Raw genomic sequence first — 4,270 nt, forward strand, 5'->3', positions numbered from 1 at the left:
CGCCACGACGTGGCGGCGGCGCTGTGGGCGGTGGCCGGGGACGCGGCCGAGGTGGTTCCGGTGCTCCGCGCCTGCCTGGACTCCCCGTCGCCGGACGAGCGGCGGAAGGCGCTGGCGGACGTCGGCGCGCTGGGGCGGGCCGGTGCTCCGCTGGCGCCGCGGCTGCGGGAGCTGCTCGCCGACGGCGAGGCGACCGGCCCGGTTGCCGCCGCGCTGTGGCGGGTGACCGGTGACGCCGCCGAGGCCCTCCCGCCGCTGCTCCGGGCCTGGGAGGAGACGCCGGCGGAGCGCCGCGCCACAGCCGCCTGCCTGCTGGAGATGGGACCGGCCGCCGGGCCGGCCCTGCCGCTGGTCCGGGCGGAGGTGGCCGCGCCGCGCCGCCACACCAACGACGGCCCCTCGGGGACGCGGTTCGACGTCGCCGGCGACATAGCGCTCCAGGAGACATGCCGGGAGCTGCTGGAGCGGTGGGAACGGCCGGAGCCCGCCGGAGCGGCTGGAACGGCCGGAGCGGTCTGAGCGGTCTGAGCGGTCTGAGTGGTCTGAGCGGCCTGACACCGTCCCGGCCTCCGCCTAGGCCGTCCCCGCCCCACCGCGCTTCCCGCGCACGTCGGCGCCCCGCGTCTCAGCGCCGCGCGCCCGGCTCGGCTGCACCCGTTTCGGCTCGCCCGGCATCTTCGGGTACTCCGGCGGGTACGGCAGGTCGCCGAGGCCGTGGTCGCGTTCGTCGCGGTCGGCCAGGTCGAGGAGGGCGTCGAGGGAGTAGGCGTGGCCGTCCATGTCGGCGTGTACGTCGCCGAGTTCCGCGAACCGCGCCGGCATGGTGGTGAGGTCGAAGTCGGCCGGGTGCGCGGTGCCGACCTCCTCCCAGCGCAGGGGCGCGGAGACGGGGGCGTGCGGGCGGGCGCGGACGGAGTAGGCGGAGGCGATCGTGCGGTCGCGGGCGGTCTGGTTGTAGTCGACGAAGATGCGCTCGCCCCGCTCCTCCTTCCACCACTTGGTGGTGACCCGGTCCGGCATGCGGCGTTCCAGTTCCCGTCCGGCGGCGATGGCGGCGCGGCGCACCTGTGTGAAGGTCCAGCGCGGCTCGATCGGCACGAAGACGTGCAGGCCCCGGCCGCCGGACGTCTTGGGCCAGCCGCGCAGTCCGCCGAACTCGTCCAGCACCGCACTCAGTTCGTGGGCGGCGCGGACCGCGTCGTCGTAGTCGGTGCCGGGCTGCGGGTCGAGGTCGAGGCGGAGTTCGTCGGGGTGGTCGACGTCGGCGCGCCGCACCGGCCAGGGGTGGAAGGTGAGGGTGCCGTACTGCGCCGCCCACACCACCGCTGCCTCCTCGGTGGGGCACATCTCGTCGGCGCTGCGTCCGCTGGGGAAGGCGATGTGGGCGGTGGGAATCCAGTCGGGCATGTTCTTGGGCGCGCGCTTCTGGTAGAACCACTCGCCGGTGACACCGTCGGGGTAGCGCTCCAGGGTGGTGGGGCGGTCGCGCAGGGCGCGCAGGATGCCGGGGGCGACCGCCTGGTAGTAGCGGGCCAGGTCCAGCTTGGTGTAGCCGCGCTCCGGGAAGAAGATCTTGTCGGGGCTGGACAGCCGTACGGTCCGGCCGCCCGTCTCCAGCTCCACCGCGTCACCCATGCGTGCCACGGTAGGCCCGGCCGGCGAACCTCGCATATCAGGCGGTACGGATGTGATCCGGCCAGAATCGAACCATGGATCTTCCCGTGATGCCGCCCGTGAAGCCGATGCTCGCCAAGTCCGTGGCGGCGATCCCGCCGGGCATGCAGTACGAGGCGAAGTGGGACGGGTTCCGGGCGATCGTGTTCCGCGACGGGGCCGACGTGGAGTTCGGGAGCCGTACGGGCAAGCCGTTGACCAGGTACTTCCCGGAGCTGGTGGCGGCGGTGCGGGAGCGGCTGCCGGAGCGCTCGGTGGTGGACGGGGAGATTGTGGTGGCGCGGGAGGGACGGCTGGACTTCGACGCGCTGAGCGAGCGCATCCACCCGGCGGACTCACGGGTGCGGACGCTCGCCGAGCGGACACCGGCGTCGTTCGTCGCCTTCGACCTGCTGGCCCTGGACGGCGAGTCGCTGCTGGACGTTGCGCTGTCCGACCGCAGGGCCCTGCTGGTGCGGGCGCTGCAGGGGGTCACCGCCCCGGTGCACGTGGCGCCGGCGACGACGGACATCGAGGTGGCGCGGCGGTGGTTCGAGCAGTACGAGGGGGCGGGCCTGGACGGCGTGGTGGCCAAGCCTCTCGACCTGCGCTACCGCCCGGACGAGCGGGTGATGTTCAAGGTGAAGCACGAGCGGACGGCGGACGTCGTCGTGGCCGGTTACCGCTTCCACAAGAGCGGACCGGTGGTCGGCTCGCTGCTGCTCGGCCTCCACGACGGCGAGGGGGTGTTGCAGCACGTGGGGGTGTGCGCGGCCTTCACCATGAAGCGCCGGGCGGAACTGGTGGAGGAGCTGGAGCCGCTGCGGATGACCGATGTCTCCGCTCACCCGTGGGCGGCCTGGGGGGACGAGGCCGCCCACGCGTCGGCCCGGCTGCCGGGGGCACCGAGCCGCTGGACGGGCAAGAAGGACCTGTCCTGGGTGCCGCTCAGGCCCGAGCGGGTCGCCGAGGTGGCCTACGACCACATGGAGAACGGGGCGCGGTTCCGGCACACCGCGCGCTTTCGGCGCTGGCGTCCGGACCGCACCCCGGAGAGCTGCACGTTCGCGCAGCTGGACGAGCCGGTCCGCTTCGACCTGGCGGAGATCCTCGCCCCGCCCTCCGGCAACGGACTCTAGGGCTGCATCAGCACCTTCACCGCGCCGTCCTGCTTCTTCTGGAACATCTCGTACGCGCGGGGCGCCTCGGTGAGCGGTACCCGGTGGGTGGCGAAGTCGTGCACGCCGAGCGGGTCCTCGTCGGTGAGGTAGGGGATGATCTCGTCGCTCCAGCGGCGCACGTTGGCCTGGCCCATCCGCAGCTGGATCTGCTTGTCGAACATGGTCAGCATCGGCATCGGGTCGGCCATGCCGCCGTACACGCCGGAGAGCGAGATGGTGCCGCCGCGGCGTACCAGGGCGATGGCGGTGTAGAGGGCGGCGAGCCGGTCGACGCTGAAGCGTTCGGCCATGGGTCCGCTGAGCTTGCGCGGCATGATCGCGGCGCCCTGCTGCACCAGCTTGGCGATCGCGCCGCCGTGCGCCTCGGTGCCGACGGCGTCGATGACGGCGTCAGGTCCGCGGCCGTCGGTCCGGTCCTGGACCGCGGCGACCAGTTCCTTCTCGCTGTCGAAGGCCCGCAGGTCGTACGTCTCCACGCCGCGCGCCTCGGCCCGGCGCAGCCGCTCGGGGACGAGGTCCACGCCGAAGACCCGGCCCGCGCCCTTGGCCTGCGCCACCCGGCAGGCCATGTCGCCGATGGGGCCGAGGCCGAGCACGGCGACGGTACCGCCCTGTGGCACGGCGGCGTACTGGACCGCCTGCCAGGCGGTGGGCAGGACGTCGGAGAGGTAGACGAAGCGGTCGTCGGGCGGGCCGTCCGGCACCTTGATCGGGCCGTAGTGGGCCTGCGGGACGCGCAGGTACTCGGCCTGGCCGCCCGGGACCGCGCCGTACAGCCGCGTGTAGCCGAACAGGGGGGCGCCCATGCCCTCGCCGGTCACCTGGGTGGTCTCGCACTGGGTGGGGAGCCCGGTGTCGCACATGTAGCAGTGGCCGCAGGCGATCTGGAACGGTACGACGACGCGGTCACCGGGTTTGAGGTTCGGCACCTCGGGACCGACCTCCTCCACGATGCCCATCGGCTCGTGTCCGAGGATGTCGCCCGGTGTCATGAACGGGGTGAGCACCTCGTAGAGGTGCAGGTCGGAGCCGCACAGTCCGGTGGACGTGACACGGATGACCGCGTCCGTGGGCTCCTGGATCTTCGGGTCGGGCACCTCCTCGACCCGTACGTCCCGCTTGCCCTGCCAGGTCACTGCCTTCATGGTGCACGCCTCCTCCGTGGTCCGCGCCCGGGTACCCGACGCCTCTCCCCCGAACCACCACCGCCACTGGTCCGTTCAGCTCAGTGAGCGCGCCCTGTCCGGAAAAGTCGGGTATGGCGATGAATGTGTGGAGAAACGCACACAATCATTCCTTCAGAGGAGGCGGGCGGGTGGCCGGGAGCAGACACACGAAACAGCTGGTGACCGCGGTGGCGGCAGTGCTGCTGGCCGCGGGCTGCGCGGCGGGGCCGGCGGCGGACGACGGACGCGCGCCGGTCCCGGGGCCGCCGT

The 4,270-nt window shown here is 73.0% G+C and carries 3 protein-coding genes and 1 pseudogene; 2 read left to right on the forward strand and 2 right to left on the reverse strand.

Annotated elements, in window-relative coordinates:
- Nucleotides 1-519, forward strand: a pseudogene (locus UW392_RS59350) (hypothetical protein); the annotation flags it as partial.
- A gap of 54 nt (nt 520-573) precedes the next feature.
- Here the strand turns inward: UW392_RS59350 and ligD are convergent.
- Complete coding sequence (gene ligD / locus UW392_RS59355; RefSeq protein WP_320783820.1) at nt 574-1,635, reverse strand: non-homologous end-joining DNA ligase; 1,062 nt, start codon at nt 1,633-1,635, stop codon at nt 574-576.
- A 74-nt stretch (nt 1,636-1,709) separates the two neighbouring features.
- Between ligD and UW392_RS59360 the strand changes: the two genes are divergently transcribed.
- Entirely contained in the window at nt 1,710-2,792 is a 1,083-nt protein-coding gene (locus tag UW392_RS59360) for an ATP-dependent DNA ligase (RefSeq protein ID WP_320783821.1), read from the forward strand.
- Here the strand turns inward: UW392_RS59360 and UW392_RS59365 are convergent.
- Nucleotides 2,789-3,979: a zinc-dependent alcohol dehydrogenase gene (locus UW392_RS59365; protein ID WP_320783822.1), complete on the reverse strand. Its 1,191-nt coding sequence runs from the start codon at nt 3,977-3,979 to the stop codon at nt 2,789-2,791. The two genes, UW392_RS59360 and UW392_RS59365, sit on opposite strands and share 4 nt — an antisense overlap.
- Between the last annotated feature and the right edge of the window lie 291 nt (nt 3,980-4,270).

It is taken from the genome of Streptomyces sp. CRN 30, assembly GCF_034105845.1.

Coding starts and splice junctions, on each gene's coding strand:
- ligD (WP_320783820.1), bottom strand. CDS start 1,635: ATGGGTGACGCGGTGGAGCTGGAGACGGGCGGCCGGACCGTACGGCTG.
- UW392_RS59360 (WP_320783821.1), top strand. CDS start 1,710: ATGGATCTTCCCGTGATGCCGCCCGTGAAGCCGATGCTCGCCAAGTCC.
- UW392_RS59365 (WP_320783822.1), bottom strand. CDS start 3,979: ATGAAGGCAGTGACCTGGCAGGGCAAGCGGGACGTACGGGTCGAGGAG.